This window comes from Litchfieldia alkalitelluris, assembly GCF_002019645.1.
Lineage (GTDB): Bacteria > Bacillota > Bacilli > Bacillales > Bacillaceae_L > Litchfieldia > Litchfieldia alkalitelluris.
This window is the reverse complement of the sequence record NZ_KV917374.1, coordinates 2424797-2443113: the sequence shown is the minus strand read 5'-3', so window position 1 is coordinate 2443113 and position 18317 is coordinate 2424797. Positions and strand designations below refer to the sequence as shown.

Annotated in this window: 20 protein-coding genes; 5 read left to right on the top strand and 15 right to left on the bottom strand. The window is 36.3% G+C overall.

Annotation, left to right across the window (positions count from 1 at the left end):
• Positions 1–275 precede the first annotated feature (275 nt).
• Positions 276–539, top strand: coding sequence for a 30S ribosomal protein S20 (gene rpsT, locus BK579_RS11105; protein WP_078545528.1), 264 nt, complete (start codon positions 276–278; stop codon positions 537–539).
• A 499-nt stretch (positions 540–1038) separates the two neighbouring features.
• Here the strand turns inward: rpsT and holA are convergent, their stop codons facing one another.
• Positions 1039–2049 (bottom strand): DNA polymerase III subunit delta, encoded by a 1011-nt coding sequence (gene holA / locus BK579_RS11100; RefSeq protein ID WP_078545526.1) that lies wholly within the window; start codon positions 2047–2049, stop codon positions 1039–1041.
• A gap of 375 nt (positions 2050–2424) precedes the next feature.
• On the opposite strand from holA, the gene BK579_RS11095 reads away from it, so the two are divergent.
• On the top strand, positions 2425–2559 hold the full coding sequence (locus BK579_RS11095; protein WP_078545524.1) for a YqzM family protein: 135 nt from the start codon (positions 2425–2427) through the stop codon (positions 2557–2559).
• 143 nt (positions 2560–2702) lie between these two features.
• On the opposite strand, the gene BK579_RS11090 is transcribed toward BK579_RS11095, so the two are convergent.
• The 3 genes from BK579_RS11090 to BK579_RS11080 all read right to left on the bottom strand — a co-directional run bounded on the left by BK579_RS11090 (position 2703) and on the right by BK579_RS11080 (position 6285).
• A complete protein-coding gene (locus BK579_RS11090; protein ID WP_078545522.1) occupies positions 2703–5057 on the bottom strand; it encodes a DNA internalization-related competence protein ComEC/Rec2 in 2355 nt (784 codons plus the stop codon).
• The gene (locus BK579_RS11085) at positions 5020–5589 is read right to left on the bottom strand and encodes a ComE operon protein 2 (RefSeq protein WP_078545520.1); all 570 of its coding nucleotides are present in this window, start codon (positions 5587–5589) and stop codon (positions 5020–5022) included. Before BK579_RS11085 ends, BK579_RS11090 begins: the two co-directional genes overlap by 38 nt.
• Before the next feature lie 96 nt (positions 5590–5685).
• Entirely contained in the window at positions 5686–6285 is a 600-nt protein-coding gene (locus BK579_RS11080; protein ID WP_235848404.1) for a helix-hairpin-helix domain-containing protein, read from the bottom strand.
• A gap of 122 nt (positions 6286–6407) precedes the next feature.
• Between BK579_RS11080 and comER the strand changes: the two genes are divergently transcribed.
• Positions 6408–7229 (top strand): late competence protein ComER, encoded by an 822-nt coding sequence (comER, locus tag BK579_RS11075; protein ID WP_078545518.1) that lies wholly within the window; start codon positions 6408–6410, stop codon positions 7227–7229.
• A 71-nt stretch (positions 7230–7300) separates the two neighbouring features.
• Here comER and BK579_RS11070 read toward each other — a convergent pair whose 3' ends face one another.
• From BK579_RS11070 to BK579_RS11035, 8 genes are all read right to left on the bottom strand, one after another.
• The gene (locus BK579_RS11070) at positions 7301–8053 is read right to left on the bottom strand and encodes a class I SAM-dependent DNA methyltransferase (RefSeq protein ID WP_078545516.1); all 753 of its coding nucleotides are present in this window, start codon (positions 8051–8053) and stop codon (positions 7301–7303) included.
• The gene (gene rsfS, locus BK579_RS11065; protein WP_078545514.1) at positions 8050–8406 is read right to left on the bottom strand and encodes a ribosome silencing factor; all 357 of its coding nucleotides are present in this window, start codon (positions 8404–8406) and stop codon (positions 8050–8052) included. The genes BK579_RS11070 and rsfS overlap by 4 nt, the downstream gene beginning before the upstream one ends.
• A complete protein-coding gene (yqeK, locus tag BK579_RS11060; RefSeq protein WP_078545512.1) occupies positions 8403–8981 on the bottom strand; it encodes a bis(5'-nucleosyl)-tetraphosphatase (symmetrical) YqeK in 579 nt (192 codons plus the stop codon). Before yqeK ends, rsfS begins: the two co-directional genes overlap by 4 nt.
• Positions 8968–9540, bottom strand: a complete 573-nt coding sequence (locus BK579_RS11055; protein WP_078545510.1) for a nicotinate-nucleotide adenylyltransferase — start codon at positions 9538–9540, stop codon at positions 8968–8970. Before BK579_RS11055 ends, yqeK begins: the two co-directional genes overlap by 14 nt.
• 33 nt (positions 9541–9573) lie before the next feature.
• Positions 9574–9873 (bottom strand): ribosome assembly RNA-binding protein YhbY, encoded by a 300-nt coding sequence (gene yhbY, locus BK579_RS11050; RefSeq protein ID WP_078545508.1) that lies wholly within the window; start codon positions 9871–9873, stop codon positions 9574–9576.
• Positions 9874–9875: 2 nt separating this feature from the next.
• The gene (gene aroE, locus BK579_RS11045) at positions 9876–10709 is read right to left on the bottom strand and encodes a shikimate dehydrogenase (RefSeq protein WP_078545506.1); all 834 of its coding nucleotides are present in this window, start codon (positions 10707–10709) and stop codon (positions 9876–9878) included.
• A gap of 671 nt (positions 10710–11380) precedes the next feature.
• Entirely contained in the window at positions 11381–12484 is a 1104-nt protein-coding gene (yqeH, locus tag BK579_RS11040; RefSeq protein ID WP_078545504.1) for a ribosome biogenesis GTPase YqeH, read from the bottom strand.
• A gap of 4 nt (positions 12485–12488) precedes the next feature.
• On the bottom strand, positions 12489–13004 hold the full coding sequence (locus tag BK579_RS11035) for a YqeG family HAD IIIA-type phosphatase (protein ID WP_078545502.1): 516 nt from the start codon (positions 13002–13004) through the stop codon (positions 12489–12491).
• A 422-nt stretch (positions 13005–13426) separates the two neighbouring features.
• Between BK579_RS11035 and sda the strand changes: the two genes are divergently transcribed.
• A complete protein-coding gene (gene sda / locus BK579_RS11030; RefSeq protein ID WP_078545500.1) occupies positions 13427–13567 on the top strand; it encodes a sporulation histidine kinase inhibitor Sda in 141 nt (46 codons plus the stop codon).
• A gap of 58 nt (positions 13568–13625) precedes the next feature.
• Here sda and BK579_RS11025 read toward each other — a convergent pair whose 3' ends face one another.
• From BK579_RS11025 to BK579_RS11015, 3 genes are all read right to left on the bottom strand, one after another.
• On the bottom strand, positions 13626–14405 hold the full coding sequence (locus BK579_RS11025; RefSeq protein WP_078545498.1) for a phosphatidylserine decarboxylase: 780 nt from the start codon (positions 14403–14405) through the stop codon (positions 13626–13628).
• Between the two features lie 200 nt (positions 14406–14605).
• Entirely contained in the window at positions 14606–16399 is a 1794-nt protein-coding gene (locus BK579_RS11020; protein WP_078545496.1) for a M3 family oligoendopeptidase, read from the bottom strand.
• 387 nt (positions 16400–16786) lie between these two features.
• Positions 16787–16966, bottom strand: a complete 180-nt coding sequence (locus tag BK579_RS11015) for a hypothetical protein (protein WP_078545494.1) — start codon at positions 16964–16966, stop codon at positions 16787–16789.
• A 390-nt stretch (positions 16967–17356) separates the two neighbouring features.
• Here BK579_RS11015 and sigK point away from each other — a divergent pair, with 390 nt between their 5' ends.
• On the top strand, positions 17357–18073 hold the full coding sequence (sigK, locus tag BK579_RS11010; RefSeq protein ID WP_078545492.1) for an RNA polymerase sporulation sigma factor SigK: 717 nt from the start codon (positions 17357–17359) through the stop codon (positions 18071–18073).
• Positions 18074–18317: the final 244 nt, after the last annotated feature.

Below are 18317 nucleotides of genomic sequence, written 5' to 3'. Positions count from 1 at the left end.
ATTTTTACCTTTTATAGAATTATTCATTCACTTAAGTGTTGATTTTGTTGTAAGGGACTATCGCTCGCCTTTGTAAAACAACATCATAAGGGGTGCCAGTCTACCTGAATAAAAATATTAAAAGAGATTAGAATTGATAATTGTATTGCAATCTTAGCAATCGTTTGGTAGAATATCATTTGTTCCAACATCTGAATTTTCACGTGAAAATTTATCAATTGGTATAGTGAATGATCGAGTTTATATAACCTCGATAATGTCTGGGAGGTGAAAGTATGCCAAATATTAAATCAGCTATTAAACGTGTAAAAACTAGCAGTGAGCGTCGTGCTCAAAACGCTTCTGTAAAATCAGCAACGCGTTCTGCAGTTAAAAACTTCGAAGCTAAAGCTACTCTTAATGACGATAACGCAAAGGCAGCTTACTTAGAAGCTTCTAGCAAGCTTGACAAAGCAGCTCGTAAAGGTCTTATTCATAAGAACACAGCAGCTCGCCAAAAATCTCGCTTAGCTAAAAAGCTAAACAGCCAAAACGCATAATAAAAACGACTCGTTCTGAGTCGTTTTTTATTTTGGGCCGATATAGACGATTGTGTTAATTCTTACGGTCCAGATATCACTTAGATCCGAAATTTAGTGAACACTCAATGCGGAATGAGCGAAGAGCCGCTTGACTCCTGCGGGATCCAGTGGTCTCGTGAGACCCCACAGGAGCCCCCAGGCGACGAGGAGGCTCACGGACCACCCCGCGGAAAGCAAGTGGATCGCAGCTCATGGAACTCCACAACCAAAGTTATTTTCAGGGTAGACCTCCATGCGTATAATATTCGCATATTCGCACCATGGAGAATGAAAAAGTTAGTAATTTATACTTAGCTTAGTGTCTAGCTCCAGGCGCTATCGGCTCGGGGTCATAAGTCAATCCATCTAGAAGGTTAAAGAGCAACCTTCTAGCCGGCTTGTCTTATGCCTGTCGCCGATGAACGAGCGCCTTCCGCATTTCTTTTTTCAGGGTAGTCATATAATTAAACCCTTACCCTCACCTAGCCAACCTCATAATAAACAACTCTAAAATAAGCTGCTTATCCATTTTCCCACTCTTCATCTCATAATCCATTTCAGCAATCTGAGACATAATCCCAACAAGTTCTTCCTCAGAAAAAAGATTAGCCTGTCCCGCTGCTAACTTCACACGAAATGGATGAACCTTCAAATGTCCTGCTATCTGTTGCTGTCCATAACCTTTTTTAGAAAATTCCTTCACATGAAGCAGTAACCTAAATTGAGTGGCTAACAACGCTAATATCTTGATAGGCTCTTCATTATTTCTTATAAGATCATAAAAAATTCTTAAAGCTACATCTAGATTTCTTTGAACAATATTTTCAATCAATGAAAAAATATTTTGCTCGATCGTTCTAGGCACAAGTGAGCTTACAACACCCTCATCGATTTGACCATTAATTCCTACAAACAAACTCATTTTATCAATTTCTTGTGTAAGCATCGATAAATGGGTACCAGATAATTGAAGAACTAAGCTTATCGCGGAATCTGTAATTGTTACACCATTAAGCGAGGCTCTTTCACGAATCCACGTTATTAACTCTTTTTCGTTTAAAGTATTAGCTTCTAATACTTCTGCCTGTCGCTTCAATAACTTAGTTATCTTCTTTCGTTCATCAAGCTTTGCATACGGTGCAATTAAAATTAAAATTGAGAAAGGAGCAGGTGCATTCAGATACTCTTCAAGCTTTGAAGTATTATGCTCCACCTTTGCTTTTTCGGAAGTTAAAAATGACGGATTTTTAAGAAGGACAATTCTTTTATCACCCAAAAAAGGAAGAGTTTCAGCATCCTCAATCGCTACTTCCACTGGCACTTCCTCCAGATCATAAACTGATAAATTAAAATCTTTTTCCTCTTCTGTTAAAACTTTACTAATAAGTAAATCTTTTGTCTCATTAATTAAAAATGACTCTGTGCCATATAATAGGTATGTTGAAGAAATATTATTTCTTTTTATATTTTTCCATATCTCTAGGTTCATTAGTTTTCTCCGAAATCTTAATTATGTATGTTGAAGACATAAAGCAGTTAATATCCCCACTAGTCTCTTCTTAATCGTATCTGAGTTTGACTTTAATTTCAACGAAAAACTAAGGGGAATTGACCAAGGCCAATTCCCCATCTATAATGAACGTTAATAAGCATTGCCCTAGGTAACATGCTCATTAACGATTATATTTCCTTACTACTAGCATTCCCGGTCATAAGTGAACTATTTGTAGCAACAGTTGTCAGTATAGGAAATAGAAGATGTAGATTTTTTTTCGAAATTATCTTATACTAATACATGAGAAAATTTCGTGATATAATTAATTTAAAGTATTGCCACATACCGTTGAGGCAGGAGGGTTAAAAAATGAACGAATTTGAAAAAAGCGTGCAAACAAAACGAAATGATGCCGTTGATTCTGGTGTTGGTTTCATCGTTTCATTTGGTTTCTTTGCTACTATATTTGTTATTGGAACAGTCATTAAGTTAATAGGATCTTAATGTATAACTGTACATAAAACACTTGAAAAGGGACTGGAATCCATTCAGTCTCTTTTTTTTTCGTCATTTTGAAGGTTTAGAAAATAACCTTTTTTAGGTAAGTAATCGCTATCAGGCAGCATCATTGTTAAGTATAAAATATCTTATGGAATCATCACCGAAAAGGTTCCTCCCTTTTTCGTAAAATGAAAAGTAATGGCTCCATTAAGATCCGTTCGCAATACCTTAACCTCTTTCTCCGTCAAACGTTCAATTACTTGATCATCCGGATGGCCATATCGATTATTTTTACCAACAGATATTAACCCTATCTTTGGCTTTAATTGGTCAATAAAGATCTCCGTTGAAGACGTTTTACTTCCATGATGTCCTATTTTTAACACATCAACGACCATCTGATAACCGGCAACAAATGCTTGTTCACCCTCTTCTTCTAAATCTCCTGTAAACAGCCAGCTTTTTGTTCCTAGTTTGGTGTACAAAACAATCGATTGATTATTAGCTGTAGCCTCTTCACCCATTGGAGCCAAAACATAAAATGAATAATTTGATTCAGACCAATAATCACCTCGACCGACAAACTGAAGTGGAATATTATTCTTCCTTGCCTTTTCAATTAATAGTTTCTCTAATTCATTTTTCTCCTTCGTTTCTCCTAGTACCAGTTCCTCCACATTAACGTGGTCAATGATGGTCTCAGCACCACCCATATGATCGAAATCACCGTGAGTGATGATTAGTTTATCGATAGATTTAACTCCTCTTGATTTTAAAAAAGGAAGAATTATTTCTTTACTGACGGAAAACTGATTTTTGCGCTTTTTCCAATCTTCTTGTTCAAAAGAAGATACTTCAGTTACATCCAGCAAATAAACTGCGCGTCTGAATGGCAGTTCAATATAAATGGTGTCACCCTGACCTATATCCAACATTGTTACTTGACCGTATGGATTTAGATATGGACTAAATAAATGAAGACCAGTAACAATACCTAAAGACAGGAGTGCTTTCTGTAATTTTTTGTTTAATTCCCAGTATAAAAAGAGGATAAATATTGTGATTACATAACAAATAATGATTATAAGTGAAGGCTTACCGAATACGATTGTATTAGGTCCTTCAGAAACCCACACCACAAAAAAATTCACCATCTTAATTATGAAAGAAATGACGCCAACTAAGATTTTACCAAGAGGTGCAAAAATAATTAGTACGATTAAAGAAAGAAGTGTTAAAGGCAGGATAATGATTGAATACAGGGGGACGAAGACGATATTTAAAGGAATGCTAATAAAGGAAATCTCGTAGAAGTAATACAATATGACCGGAAATGCTCCTAGTTGTGCGATTACAGATACTTTGACCAAGGTAACAACATAAGAGTTATTCTTTAAAATAAATCGACTAGACAACACCAATGAGAAGGTAACAATAAATGATAGTTGAAAGCCGACATTAAAAAGAACATAAGGATTATACAAAAGCATAACGCCACAAGCAATACTTAAGGCATCTAATGGAGAAAGTTTACTCCTCCACCTTACACTTATGATAAATAAACTCGCCATTAGGCATGCTCTTATAACCGAAGGAGCACCACCTGCTACGATCGTATAAAACGGTAAGAAAATAAGTAAAATAGTTGAGGTTCTTTCCCTAGTAATTCCAACTTTTATTAAAACATAAAATAGCATCGCAGTGATAAAACTTACATGAAGTCCAGATATCGCTAATAAGTGAACGAGGCCAAGAGACTGATAAGAAGCTAAAACGTCCTCTTCAATCTGTTTTCTCTCACCAAAGATTAAAGCTTGGACAATTCCAACAACTTCTATTGGATAATATGCTTCAACTAATTGAATTCCTTTAAGACGCTGATTTATTAACAAGTTCTTTAAAGACTGTTTACTCTTTTGGCATTGTTCTACTGACCAATTACGTGGTTGAAAAATCCAATGAATTTTCTTCTGATATAAATATTCCCGATAATTAAATGCATTCGGATTTCTAGCTATGGCTGGTTTTATTAGTTCACCCGAAAGTGAACACCTAGTACCAATTGACTGATTAGTTAGCTTGTGTAACTCTTTTTCTGACTTGGCAAAATACGCTAATTGAAGTTTTTCTCCCTCAGCCGTTTTAATTGTCGTTGATAATTTTGAACCATCAAAATGTATTGGAGATATAATTTCAAACATTAAATCAGTTTCTTCTTGCTGAAGGATTGAATGGTTGTTTTGATCAACTATGACAAAATATATTGTAAAGCTAAGAATTGTTATAAATGAAAGGGACAGAAAGGTTCGTTTCTTTTGAAGAAAAAGATAAGTGAGATAGAGGAATGTAACGAAGATCATCAGAAAATGACCATGAAAATAAGGGACTAATATACCGAGGATAACTGAAAAGGCCAAATAAACATGTTGACCTTTTAGGTTATCCCAAATTACCACCAAACTTTTATAAATAGGAAGTAAATAATTTATTTGCTTGTTCATGTAAAGACCTTAGTTTTGATTCACTTGTTCCATTCTCTTTTAGCTCCTGAAGTAAACTACCGACAAAGTCAATTTTCTCACTTGTTTTTAAATCAATTATCATCTCTTCTAATTCTACTTGTTCAACCTTTACACCTGCTTGAGAAAATAACTCTAAGGCATATGGATGGTTTTTATAATCCTTAGCATAGTAGACAACCTTTATCCCACTTTGAATGATTGATTTACAACACTGTAAGCATGGAAAATGGGTTACATAAATTTCTGCGTCCCTTGTAGGCACACCAAATTTCGCACATTGAAGCAATGCATTCATTTCAGCATGAACCGTCCGAACACAATGGTTATCAATGACGTAACACCCTTCATCAATGCAATGAGTTCCACCAGCAATGGACCCATTATACCCTCCAGCAATAATACGTTTATCTCTAACAATGGTAGCCCCTACTGTTAACCGTGTACATGTACTTCTTAATGCAAGTAAGTGGCTTTGAGCCATAAAATATTGATCCCAAGAAATTCTGTTCATGTAAGTAGCTCTCCTTCTCCTATTTCTAAAACAATTTTATCGTTTTACAAAAATAACGTCAATTAGCTTTAAATTAGTTCGTTTTTCATATTTATTTTATGGACTTACTACTATTTGTTCTTTTATCTTCTCTAATGTTTTCTCACCAATCCCCGTTACATTCAGAAGGTCTTCTACTGTTTTTAAGGGGCCTTGCTCTTCAATATAAGCTTTAATTGCTGCTGCTTTAGAAGGCCCAATCCCAGTTAATGTCTGCAGTTCTTCTATTGACGCCCTATTAATTTGTACTTTCCCATTGATTTCATTACTTTGCGGAGCATTTACTTCGTCACCGACTTTCGGAACATATATAACCATTTCATCATAGATCAGTTCAGCTAAATTCACTTGCAATAAATCAGCATCCTTTGTGAACCCACCCGCCATTTTAACAGCATCTTGGACTCTTGCCCCCTCTTCAAGTTCATATACTCCTTGTTGTATCACCTCTCCCTTAACATCTACCATCATTTTCAAAACTATATTTACCGGCTCTGTTTTTTCCTCTTTGATTTCTTGAAAAAAATCATCTTCCACCACAACAGGATTTGAATGATTTGATTGTTCAACATAAACATAGCTAACTAACAAAAGAAATGACACAACTCCTATCGCAGAACAAATAATAACTTTTTTAGAAAGCTTACTTAGTAACAAATGATCAGCTCCTAACACTCTTTTCCAGAAAATTTTTTTAACCTAAGAGGAATTATTCATAAAAGCATTTTGGAAATCATATGGTAATTGAGAGATAACGTTTGGTAAAGGAGGGGACATTTATGAACATCGGGATTATCGGTACAGGAAACATGGGGAAAATATTAATTGATGCTTTTATTGAATCAATGACTATTCCACCTTCTGGAATAACAATTACAAATCGAACGTTCTCGAAGGCAGAAAAGATAAAAACATCTTATCCAGATATTAATGTTGCAACATCAGCTTCTCACGTTGCACAATCTTCAGATATTATTTTCATATGTGTAAAGCCTTTAGAAATACATCCTCTTTTACAGGAGTTAAACGAAGTCCTTACACAAAATAAATGTATTGTTTCAATAACAAGTCCTATATCTGTTGAACAATTGGAAAGCGTTGTTGATTGCCAAGTTGCAAGAATTATCCCGAGTATTACAAATAGAGCGTTAGCTGGTGTTTCATTATTCACATTTGGTGAGCGCTGCACAGCATCAACTCGTGATTATTTAGAAGGTCTGTTCGAACAGATTTCTACACCTGTTCATATCGACCAAGATATAACGAGAGTGGCATCCGATATTGTAAGCTGCGGGCCTGCATTTTTCAGCTATTTACTTCGAAGGTTTATTAATGCCGCAGTAAGTGAGACAAAGATCAGCGAAGAACAGGCTGTGGTCCTAGCTAGTAGCATGATTATGGGGATGGGCAAACTACTCGAAAAAGAAATTTTCACTTTATCAACTCTACAAGAAAAAGTTTGTGTTAAGGGTGGAGTAACAGGTCAAGGTATCAAGGTGTTAGAAGAAGAATTGGGCGAAGTGTTTGAGCACTTGTATAAAAGCACACATGACAAATATTATGAAGATATTGAGCTCGTTGGGAAACAATTTAACAAATAACATATTCTATAATTTTCATGAAAGTCCTTTATTTCAAAAAAAATATTTTTCCATACAAAAAAGGGGAGATATTATCTCCCTTTTTTCTTTATTGAAAAGAAAATCCGTTCAGACTGTTCCGAAACAGGTTGATCAAAATCACCGTTAATCTCCAGTATTTCAAAACCTAGTTCTTCTAGCCATGTTTTATATTGATAAACATCATATGTTCGTTGATAATGAGTTTCATCAAATCGTTCATATAAAGATGTTCCTTCATCCCTCACAAAAAATGATAGCTCATGTTCTACGCTGTGCTCTGACTCGCCTGGAAAACAGTTCCAAATATAACTAACTTCTTCATCAGTAACTGCGTATGTTTGATCGATGAACAACTCATCCATTTTATAAACCGAATGCACATCAAAGAAAAACAATCCATCTTCCTTTAAGTACGTGTGAATATGCTTGAATGTTTTAATGACATCTTCACTGGATGGTAAATAGTTTAAAGAATCACAAAAAATCACAATCATATCAAATGTCCCTAATCCCTGTAACTCACTCATATCTTGCTGCAAAAAGGTAATATTCTGATTAGCAGCTTGGGCCTTTGCATTCGCAACTGCTAGCATGTCATCAGAAAGATCTATACCTACTACTTCATACCCATGTTCTGCTAAGGGAACGGAAATTTCTCCCGTCCCACAGGCAAGGTCAAGAATCGTTTTCATCTCTCGATTACTGTACTTTTTCATTTGAGTTTGTAAAAATTGAAGCCACAAATGATAGGGAACATCATCCATTAAACGATCATAAACATAGGCAAATCTTCCATAACTCATAGATTTAACTCTGTTAATACATCCTCGGTAGGAGCATCTCCCCATAAGCGCTCTAAGTTATAATAAGTTCTTTCATCTCTATGGAAAACATGTGCAACCACATCTCCCATATCGATTAAAATCCAACGTGCCTCATCAAAGCCTTCTAACCGCTTAATATCTAACCCTAATTCCTCTGCTTTTTCTTTGATCTCACGAGCAATTGCCTGAACCTGTTTTTCATTGCTACCATGACAAATTAAAAAATAATCAGCTACTAATGAGAGCCCCTTCATATTAAGTGCGATGATGTTTTCCGCACGCTTGTCATCTGCTGCCTTTACGGCTGTGGTTAAAATTGTTTTTTCATTCATTCACTAAATTCCTCCTTGGTTTCACTTACTAATGAATTATAGGTAAAAAATGTTTGTGGAAAGATTGGTTGATTTTTTTTAAGTAAAAACATCATTGTATTACGAATCGATTGAATAAGAGCTCCATTTAAATCATGGTTTGCCAGTTCTCGTACCTCGTCCACTCCAGGAAAATGACGCCCTGGTTCAATATAATCAGCTAGATAAATAATTCGTTCTAATTTATTCATATTCACCCGACCTGAAGTGTGATATCTAATCGCATCTAAAATTTCAACATCCTTTATTCCCACTTCTGTTTCGACTAAATAAGCACCTACAGGGGCATGCCACAATTCTGAATTAAAGATTAGAAGCTCTTCTGACATTTTTTGCTCAATAATAATTTGCTTCATCTCATCTTTTGGTCTAAACTTCGCATAATCGTGAAAAATTGCAGCAAGTTCTGCTTTTTTCTCATCACATTTGTATTTTCCCGCTAGATGGACTGCTGTATTCATCACACCAATCGTATGTTGATATCGATGCTCTGTGAGCTGTTGTTTAACAATATCTAAGGCTTCATTCTGCTTCATATAAGTGGTTCTCCTCTATAAAATTTCTCACTTTGTCTGGAAGCAAATACTTGGTGCTCTCTTTTTTAGCCAGTCTCTCTCTAATCATAGATGAAGATACATCAAATTGGGGGATTTCTACCTCAATTACCTTATATGGACTATTAATCGTAAAACCAGGTCTCTTAACACCGACAAAAGAAATAAGATTAACAAGTTCTTCAATTTTGTGCCACTTTGGCAGAAATTCAACCATATCTCCACCAATAATGAAATAGAAGTTTGTATGATCATACTTCTGTTTTAGTTGAAGTATGGTTTCATATGTATAAGATGGTCCTTTTCTTTCTAATTCAATGCTTTGGACAGAAAAATTAGGATGATCCTCAATCGCAAGTGATACCATGCTTGCCCGTTGCTTACTATCTGTTAAGTTACTATATGTTTTGTGAGGGGGGATATGATTTGGCATAAACCAAATCTCATCTAATTTAAGCGCATGAAGCACTTCATTAGCAATTAATAAATGTCCATTATGTGGCGGGTCAAATGTTCCACCAATAATTCCTACATGTTTCAATTTGTATCCCCCTAATCGTTTAAAACTAATTTTCTAGTTACTTTTTGGAAGCTCTAGTTGCTTATTCTCCACTGATTCCTTGTAAAGCACTATGGTATTTCCAATAACCTGAACTAATTCAGCTTTTGCACCCGTAGAAAGTTGTTCGGCGACTGTATCTCGATCATCTTCGCAATTTTGAAGCACACTCACTTTAATTAACTCACGCGCTTCTAACGCATCATTGATTTGCTTAACCATATTTTCATTTACCCCACCTTTACCAACTTGAAAGATTGGGTCCAAATGATGTGCCTTACTTCTTAAAAATCGTTTTTGCTTACCTGTTAACATGTTTATCCTCCTAGCTTCTTTTTAACTACCGTTTCCATCCTTGTTGTATCCGGAAAAATCCCTGTCCATTTTTCAAATGCTAGTGCTCCTTGGTTAACAAACATACCTATACCATTGTCAATGGTTGCTCCTTTTTGCTCTGCATCTTTTAAAAGCTTCGTTTTCAATGGATTGTAGATGATATCGCTCACCACTGTGTTCTCTGATAAATTTTCAAGAGAAATTGGAGATTCCTCAACATGAGGATGCATACCAATTGATGTTGTATTAATGATTAAGTCATATTGTCCTAATGCCTGCTCTACCTCTTTTATAGTGAGTGCTGTTGATGAATTCTTATATTGACAGGAACCTATCAACTCAACGGCCTTTTCCTTTGTACGGTTGACGATATCAACGTTCAGGACACCTATAGAAGCAAGCGTAATATAAATGGCTCTTGCCGCTCCACCAGCACCTATTAACAGGACCCGAGATTGCTCTAAGGATTGATTCATTTTCTGTTTAATAGAATGAATATAGCCTTGTCCATCGGTATTATAACCAACAAGTCTTCCCTCTTCATTCACCACTGTATTTACTGCCCCTATATTAAGGGCCACCGCTTCTACTTCATCTAACAAATCTAGGATCGCAATCTTATGTGGAACTGTTACATTAAAGCCTGATACTCCTATTGCCTTAAAACCTTTGATTGCATCCGATAACTTCTCTGGTTCGATATGAAATGCATGATACCGTGATTGTAGTTGGTAGAAGTCAAATAAATCATTATGCATCTCTGGAGACATCGAATGAGCGATTGGGCAACCAATTACACCGTAAACTTTTTCCATCTACCTCACCCACACTTAAATGTTCTTCTTTATCTCTTGTCTACCCTGAAAAAAAATGCTGAAGGCGCTCGTTCATCGGCGACAGGTATAAGACGAGCCGGCAAGAAGGTTGCTTTTTAACCTTCTTGCCGGATTGACTTATACCTGAGAGCCGATAGCGCCTGAAGCTAGACACTAAGCTAAGTATAATTTTTCATCTCCATGGTGCTAATTTTAATTAGCATAGATGTCTACCCTAATAACTTAGTTAGCGGAGTTCCATGAGCTGCGATCCACTTGCTTTCCGCGGGGTGGTCCGTGAGCCTCCTCGTCGCCAGGGGCGGACTCCTGCGGGGTCTCACGAGACCACTGGATCCCGCAGGAGTCAAGTGGCTCTCCACTCATTCCACACTGAGGAGGAAACATTTTTTCATTCACCATGGTGCGAAATACTTAATTTAGCATAGATGTCTACCCTAATAACTTAGTTAGCGGAGTTCCATGAGCTGCGATCCACCCGCTTTCCGCGGGGCGGTCCGTGAGCCTCCTCGTCGCTTTTGAGCTCCTGCGGGGTCTCACGTGACCGCTAGATCCCGCAGGAGTCAGGTGGCTCTCCGCTCATTCCACACTAGTTTAGCACACTATTTTCAAACTTCATGGTGCATATAACTTATTCGCATTAGGGTTTACCCTTAAATTAATGATGATCTCAAAAGTACGCCCACGCCTTTTGGGACATGTGCAACTACTTTCACATTCGGCTCATTTACAGTTACCCATCCTAGACCCGAAAAAACGATGTCAGTTTTTCCTTCTTTTACCATAAATTCATGTGGCACAAGAGCTGGAAATTCACTTGCGTCATTTGGACGAGGGGGTTGTAAAAGTTCACCTTTTTGATTTTCATATAATTCATCGGCATTATCTAGCTTTGTTCGATGAATCATTAGTTCATTTGAGAGATAACAAACAAAAGACTGTCTTCCACCACTTACAAAATCAAATCGTCCTAAGCCACCAAAGAATAACGTTTGACGCTCGTTAAGTTGGAACACTTTTGGTTTGATTTCTTTTTTAGGAGTGATGATTTTCAAGTCTTTTTTATCCACATAATGTGCCATTTGGTGGTGATTGATAATACCTGGAGTATCAAATAATGACGAATCCTCTCCAAGAGGGATATCAATCATATCCAATGTTGTACCTGGGAAGTGAGATGTTGTAATAATATCTTCTTCTCCACCGAAATCTTTAATCAACCGATTAATAAACGTCGATTTCCCGACATTCGTACTACCTACAACATACACATCCTTACCATCACGATGTTGCTCAATCGCTTCAGCTACCTCGGCTACACCATACCCCTTATTAGCGCTTATAAGAAATATGTCAACGGGGTGAAGTCCCAACTCCTTAGAGGATTGCTTCATCCAGTTTATGAGCTTCTTAGGTTTAACTGATTTCGGTAATAAGTCGACTTTGTTTCCTACTAGTAAAATCTTTTTGTTCCCGACAAAACGATGAAGTCCAGGTAACCAGCTACCGTTAAAATCAAAGATATCGACAATTTTCACAATTAGTCCTTCAGTATCTCCAATTCCATTTAATATCTTTAAAAAATCATCATCTGTCAACGACACGTCTTGCACTTCATTATAATGTTTAAGTTTAAAACAACGTTGGCAAATCACCGTTTCTTTTTCTAAAGAAGATGGTGGTGCATATCCTAAAGAATCCTTATTCTCGGTTTGGATGGTTACACCACAACCAATACAAGCAATACGTTCTTCCACGAATTTATTCCTCCCAGTAAATCATGCCTTTTTTCTTCATCCAAGTTAGTAGTTGACGCTCAATTCTCCGATTTATACGGGTAAAGAATCCGTCTGTTTGCGCAACAGGGACAACTAATATTGTATGAAGACCACTTCGGTTTCCTCCAAGAACATCCGTTAAAAGCTGATCACCAATGACCACTACTTCATTTTTGTTTAGTTTCATATCACGAAGAGCACGGCGGAAAGCCCTAACTAATGGTTTTCTTGCTTCATATATAAATGGGGTATCCAGCGGATCTGAAAACGCCTTAACTCTCACTTCATTATTATTTGAAACAATTGTAATCATAATCCCATGTTTCTTCATCTCTTTAAACCACTCAATTAACTTGTCTGTGGCATGTGGTCGATCCCATTCAACCAAAGTATTGTCGAGATCCGTAATTATCCCTTTGATTCCTTTTTCCACTAAATGTTCAGGGGATATATCAAATACATTTTTTACATGTTCATTTGGTAAGAAGGTTTTTAACACTTTATGTACACCTCTTGTTCTAATTGGTAATCATTAACATCATCTTTACGACACATCTTTCATCATATCGAAAAATCCTAAACTGTCAAAGAAAAATTTGTTAAAGCCCTTGCGAAATTCGACTTTTTTCTACATATGACAAAAAGTTTTCGACAAAACTCCTTCGATTTCAACACATGTGGATAAGTTTATACACACTATACAACCTGATTTCCTTATGTTTTTACCATTTATAAACAATATACCCACAAGTTATCCACTGAATTCTGTGGATAACAGAACGGTTGTTCTGCATTTTTTTTCGTGTTAGAGTAAAACTACCAACATGAGATAACTTATTATTATATGACGCTAAATATAATAGTAGAACGAACAAACCCCTTAAATTTCTAGGAGGTGAATTGCCTAGCTGGCAGTCCATTATGAGAAAGTTGTCTGATGACTTACTAATTGAATCGTATTTTAAAGCTACAGAATTAAAGCTCAGTCCGGAATTTATTTTCTTGATTGAAAAAGAAATTAGACGCAGATCGTTATCACATAAAATAAAAGTATCATCCTAAAGGTTATGCTCAACCAAAATGGTTGGGCTTTTTTCTTTGCACTTCTTATATTACGCCCTTACTTATAATAACCTAGTGTTTGGCCGACTTTTATATGGTGAGGGGTGTTAATCTGATTTGATAGCTCAAAGGAATCTTTTTCAAATAATAATATGACTGTTGACCCAAAGGTAAAGTACGCGACTTCTTCACCCTTCGTTACTTGTTCCTTCTGGTGTGTGAGCTCAATACTATTTACAAACATCGCACCAACCTTAACCATCGCAAGTCTCTTTCCACTATATTCTATCTCACTGATTTTCCGGTAGTTTTTAGAAAGTGTGTCCCTTCCATATCTTAAGCCAAGTCGATTTACAGGATAAGATTTTTTTCCTAGTGTCCATTGTTTAGTGATGGTTCCTGAGACCGGACTATGTATCCGATGATAATGACTTGGGCTTAGATATAATACCATAAACATACCATTTAAATATTTATCTAAAGTTTCTTCTGACCCCAACATCTCAGCAATCGGATAGTTTTTCCCTTTCACAACGATCTCCTTTGAGGGTAAAACTGTACCTATTTCTTCAATAACCGCATCAACTGGACTAACTACACTGTTTTCCTGATCATCAATCGGTCGAGCTTCATCTTTTAATTCACGAATAAACAAATCATGTAAAGTTGGAAAACTATGCATATCCTGCTTTACGTCACCTTGATTTAATTTATACGTCTTAATGTAGAACGGAATAAGTACTTTGCTCATTTTCGAAGTTGTAAAACTCTTCAATAACATTGAAGATAATCGGTGATTCGTAAGTTCGATGAATAGCCTGTAAAACCACTTAATCAATGCATTTCCCCCTAAATTGGTCAACTTCCATGAGTGATATTATATCATTGCATATGAAACCGTACCATTATTATACGGATTCCTGAGGTTTTTTATTTTGGTGAGATGTGTTTTGTTTATTTTCGAACACAAAAAAAGCGCGATTCTACACTTAGAATCGACGCTTAATTGTTTTTTACTAAATAACATTTGTAATAGAATTATTTGGTTAATTCTAAGAATTCTTCAACATCTTTTACAGATAATTTCACAGCTTTTTCCCAGAAATCTCTTTTTGTTAAATCAATACCTAGATGTTTTTGAGCTAAATCTTCAACCTTCATACTAGCTGTATCCTTAAGAAGCGCAATATATTTTTCTTCATAATCAGTTCCCTCTTCAATTGCTTGTGCATAGATACCAAGCGAGAATAAGTAACCAAATGTGTAAGGGAAGTTATAAAACGGAACTTGTGTTAAATAGAAATGCATTTTTGAAGCCCAGAATTGTGGCTCATATTCTGAAAGTGCATCACAATATGCTTCTTTTTGAGCTTGCTCCATCAATTCATTTAAACGCTCTGCACTAACAATTCCGTTTCTACGCTCCTCGTAAAATGCAGTTTCAAAGATAAATCTTGCATGAATGTTCATATAAAACGCAACACTACGTTGGATTTTGTCCTCAAGTAAAGCTAAACGCTCATCTTCTGTTTTCGCATGTTTAACAGATGCATCAGCAACAATCATTTCAGCAAAAGTAGAAGCCGTTTCAGCCACATTCATTGCATAGTTGCGATTAAGCGTATGAACCCCACTCATTGCATGTTGATGGAACGCATGTCCTAGCTCATGTGCTAATGTAGAAACATTTGATGGTGTTCCAGAGTATGTCATAAAGATTCTTGATTGATTGCTTTCAGGGAAGCTTGTGCAGAAACCACCAGGTCTTTTACCAGCACGGTCTTCAGCTTCAATCCAACGATCTTCAAATGATACTCTTGTAAAGTCAGTAAGTTCTTTACCAAATTTGCTAAACTGATCAAGAATAAATTCGCATCCTTCTTGGTAAGAAACTTTACTTTCAGTTTTGGCAATTGGAGCTCCTAAGTCATACCAGCTTAATTTTTCAAGCCCTAGAAGTTGCGCTTTTCGATCTAAGTACTCTACAAACGCACCCTTATGTTCTGTTATAACGTCCCACATGGTCTCTAGAGTTTCTTTTGACATTCTGTTAATATCAAGTGGTTCTTTATGAATATCTTCCCATCCACGAGCTTTATACACATTTAGACGGTATCCACCAAGATGATTCAAACTTGAACTAATATAATCAGCTTGCTCTTCCCAAGCTTTTGTCCACGCTTCAAACATTCTTTTACGAGTATCACGATCAGAACTTGCAAATTTATTTGATGCTTGGCCTGCAGAGAGTTCTTTTACTTCACCATTTTCTTCAAATGGTATTTTGATATTCCCTACAACTGTATTGTAAAGCTGCCCCCACGCATGGTAACCATCAATTCCTAATGAATTAATTAATGTTTCTTGCTCTGGTGATAACTTTTCATTTGCACGAGTTCTTCTTTCTTCTAAAATATATGCTAACTCATCAAAAGGAGCTTCTGAAAGAAGTTGTTTCCATACAGTTTCTTCAACTGATACTAACTTTTGGTCTAATCCAGTTAAAACTGTTTGAAGACCTGCACTTAATTGCATGATTTTCCCATAAAGTGCTGTTGCTTTTTTATCATACATATCTTGCGCTTGCAGGCAGCTTACAAACGCTCCTGACTGGCGTATTTTCTTAGACACAGCTGTAAAAGCATCAATAGCAGCAGATAGTCCTTCTTTCTCTGACGCAGATTGAGGTACACTCATTTCACTTACAAGTGTTTTAAAGCTTTCAAGCTCTTTTTCAATGTTTTCAAGATATGTATGGAATTCCTTAGAGCTGCTTCCACCTTCAAAAAAGACATCAAGATCCCAAGTTAGTTCATATGTAGTTGTTGTCATATAATCCCCTCTTCCTTAAGTTTGTGGATTCACAAATATTTAGTCACCCTAAATATTTACTGAATGTCTATATTATAATGCTATTTTTATAAAATTTCTATAATTAATAACTATCAACTTACAGAATAAACGAGAAAAGGTCTACTGCTTTGGAGTAGACCCTACTGTTAAAAAAGTTCGCACCCATTAGGATGAAAATAGTGTATTGAACCAAGTGTGGATGGGTGAGAGCCACTTTACTCCTGCGGGATCTAGTGGTCTAGAGAGACCCCGCAGGGAGCCCCTTGACGACGAGGCGGCTCATGGGCCACCCCGTGGCAAGCGAGTGGATCGCAGCGCATGGAACTCCACTACCTAAGTTCTTTCAGGTTAAAACCTCTTAAATCGTTACTTTCCATAATAATTATAATAATAGTAGCCCCCACCTAAGACTAATAACAAAATGAGAAGAACGACTACTAAAGAAAAACCAGCACCTCGACGAGGATAACCGTAACCAACAGGTCCATATGCCGGATATCCATAACCTGTATATGGAGCATATCCATAACCATATCCGTAAGCCAAATTGAACTCCTCCTTTTAAATTATATATAAATGATTTTTAATTTATCTTTATATAATAGCCTATTCAAAATAAGACTTTTAGGAAGGGCATTCGTGGAATTTTGGCTAATAATTTTTTAATACACTTGTCCTAATTTTATCGGACAGACACAATCATGCTTGTTGGTACATATAGTTTAATTAATAGGCTCGCGCCTATCTTGCGCTTATGGTTGGATAATGGAAGGGTTGTTAAAATTGCTTTTGTTCATCTTTACAAACAACACTCAGGAATTTCATATAGTCTTTCTCCAGGGTTGATTGCTTGTAACAAATTAGGAGCATCAATCTTTCAAACAAGATCCTAATCATAAGACTTTTATGAAGATCAACAATGTGTGGGGTGATAAAATGACAGGAATCTTAGCAGCATTAGGATACTTTGTAAAAGAATTAATCTTTTTAGTTTCGTACGTCAAAAATAATGCCTTTCCACAACCTTTGTCGTCTTCTGAAGAAAAAAAGTACTTAGAACGAATGGCTAATGGAGATGAGGAAGCTAGAAACCTCTTAATAGAACATAACCTCCGTTTAGTCGCCCATATTGTTAAGAAATTTGATAATACTGGCGAAGACTCAGAAGACCTAATCTCAATAGGCACTATAGGTTTGATTAAGGCAATTGAAAGTTACTCGCAAGGAAAAGGCACAAAGTTAGCTACTTACGCTGCAAGGTGTATAGAAAACGAGATCCTAATGCATTTACGTGCATTAAAAAAGACAAAAAAGGATGTATCCCTTCATGATCCGATTGGTCAAGATAAAGAGGGAAATGAAATTAGCTTAATTGATGTCTTAAAGTCTGAATCTGAAGATGTAATTGAAACGATTCAATTAAACATGGAGTTAGAAAAAATCAAAGAATACATTGATATCTTAGATGGCCGGGAAAGAGAAGTCATCGTAGGCAGATTTGGATTAGACCTAAAAAAGGAAAAGACCCAACGAGAAATTGCCAAAGAACTCGGGATATCTAGAAGTTATGTCTCTAGAATCGAAAAAAGAGCGTTAATGAAAATGTTTCACGAATTTTATCGGGCAGAAAAAGAAAAACGCAAAAGAAAATAATAACCGGTTATCCCTCTCAGTATATTTCGCTGAGAGGGTTTTGTCTTAATACCAACTAGCTGTGTCACCTCAACATCTCTACACCTCAGAATAATTACACGCCAAGGAGACACAACTATTTATAAAGAAAATCACCGTTCACTAATGTTTCAAATTTTTTAAAAAAGGGTAAAGAAAGTTATCCTATTTTTTAATACTCATTTGTAGTAAGATTCTATTGGATAAAAAAATAACATTGTAAGGA

Coding starts and splice junctions, on each gene's coding strand:
- holA (WP_078545526.1), bottom strand. CDS start 2,049: ATGAACCTAGAGATATGGAAAAATATAAAAAGAAATAATATTTCTTCA.
- yhbY (WP_078545508.1), bottom strand. CDS start 9,873: ATGTTAACAGGTAAGCAAAAACGATTTTTAAGAAGTAAGGCACATCAT.
- BK579_RS11085 (WP_078545520.1), bottom strand. CDS start 5,589: ATGAACAGAATTTCTTGGGATCAATATTTTATGGCTCAAAGCCACTTA.
- sda (WP_078545500.1), top strand. CDS start 13,427: ATGAGAAAGTTGTCTGATGACTTACTAATTGAATCGTATTTTAAAGCT.
- BK579_RS11020 (WP_078545496.1), bottom strand. CDS start 16,399: ATGACAACAACTACATATGAACTAACTTGGGATCTTGATGTCTTTTTT.
- yqeK (WP_078545512.1), bottom strand. CDS start 8,981: ATGAAGCAGAATGAAGCCTTAGATATTGTTAAACAACAGCTCACAGAG.
- BK579_RS11070 (WP_078545516.1), bottom strand. CDS start 8,053: ATGAGTTATGGAAGATTTGCCTATGTTTATGATCGTTTAATGGATGAT.
- sigK (WP_078545492.1), top strand. CDS start 17,357: ATGACAGGAATCTTAGCAGCATTAGGATACTTTGTAAAAGAATTAATC.
- comER (WP_078545518.1), top strand. CDS start 6,408: ATGAACATCGGGATTATCGGTACAGGAAACATGGGGAAAATATTAATT.
- aroE (WP_078545506.1), bottom strand. CDS start 10,709: ATGGAAAAAGTTTACGGTGTAATTGGTTGCCCAATCGCTCATTCGATG.
- BK579_RS11095 (WP_078545524.1), top strand. CDS start 2,425: ATGAACGAATTTGAAAAAAGCGTGCAAACAAAACGAAATGATGCCGTT.
- BK579_RS11090 (WP_078545522.1), bottom strand. CDS start 5,057: ATGAACAAGCAAATAAATTATTTACTTCCTATTTATAAAAGTTTGGTG.
- rsfS (WP_078545514.1), bottom strand. CDS start 8,406: ATGAATGAAAAAACAATTTTAACCACAGCCGTAAAGGCAGCAGATGAC.
- rpsT (WP_078545528.1), top strand. CDS start 276: ATGCCAAATATTAAATCAGCTATTAAACGTGTAAAAACTAGCAGTGAG.